The 1,310-nt window shown below is 56.3% G+C and carries 1 rRNA gene (only partly in view); it reads right to left on the bottom strand.

The features are described from left to right. Window positions 1-1,275 (bottom strand): 23S ribosomal RNA (locus ACIQM0_RS39265); it reaches 1,925 nt to the left of the window's first position. Between the last annotated feature and the right edge of the window lie 35 nt (window positions 1,276-1,310).

Below are 1,310 nucleotides of genomic sequence, written 5' to 3'. Positions count from 1 at the left end.
TGGAATGACACGACTTCGGCGGTACGCTTGAGCCCCGCTACATTGTCGGCGCGGAATCACTTGACCAGTGAGCTATTACGCACTCTTTCAAGGGTGGCTGCTTCTAAGCCAACCTCCTGGTTGTCTCTGCGACTCCACATCCTTTCCCACTTAGCGTACGCTTAGGGGCCTTAGTCGATGCTCTGGGCTGTTTCCCTCTCGACCATGGAGCTTATCCCCCACAGTCTCACTGCCGTGCTCTCACTTACCGGCATTCGGAGTTTGGCTAAGGTCAGTAACCCGGTAGGGCCCATCGCCTATCCAGTGCTCTACCTCCGGCAAGAAACACACGACGCTGCACCTAAATGCATTTCGGGGAGAACCAGCTATCACGGAGTTTGATTGGCCTTTCACCCCTAACCACAGGTCATCCCCCAGGTTTTCAACCCTGGTGGGTTCGGTCCTCCACGAAGTCTTACCTCCGCTTCAACCTGCCCATGGCTAGATCACTCCGCTTCGGGTCTTGAGCGCGCTACTAAATCGCCCTATTCGGACTCGCTTTCGCTACGGCTTCCCCACACGGGTTAACCTCGCAACACACCGCAAACTCGCAGGCTCATTCTTCAAAAGGCACGCAGTCACGACTGCATGTGCAAGCACATACAGCGACGCTCCCACGGCTTGTAGGCACACGGTTTCAGGTACTATTTCACTCCGCTCCCGCGGTACTTTTCACCATTCCCTCACGGTACTATCCGCTATCGGTCACCAGGGAATATTTAGGCTTAACGGGTGGTCCCGCCAGATTCACACGGGATTTCTCGGGCCCCGTGCTACTTGGGTGTCTCTTAAACGAGCCGTTAATGTTTCAGCTACGGGGGTCTTACCCTCTACGCCGGACCTTTCGCATGTCCTTCGCCTACATCAACGGTTTCTGACTCGTCTCACAGCCGGCAGACCGTGAAAAAGAGATCCCACAACCCCGCATGCGCAACCCCTGCCGGGTATCACACGCATACGGTTTGGCCTGATCCAGTTTCGCTCGCCACTACTCCCGGAATCACGGTTGTTTTCTCTTCCTGAGGGTACTGAGATGTTTCACTTCCCCTCGTTCCCTCCACACTGCCTATGTGTTCAGCAGCGGGTGACAGCCCATGACGACTGCCGGGTTTCCCCATTCGGACACCCCCGGATCAAAGCTTGGTTGACAGCTCCCCGGGGCCTATCGTGGCCTCCCACGTCCTTCATCGGTTCCTGGTGCCAAGGCATCCACCGTGCGCCCTTAAAAACTTGGCCACAGATGCTCGCGTCCACTGTGCAGTTCTCAAACA

It is taken from the genome of Streptomyces sp. NPDC091387 (genome assembly GCF_044756945.1).
In the GTDB taxonomy this organism is placed as follows: Bacteria; Actinomycetota; Actinomycetes; order Streptomycetales; family Streptomycetaceae; genus Streptomyces.
Note: the sequence above shows the minus strand (reverse complement) of the source record. Positions and strands in the feature narration are given on the sequence as shown.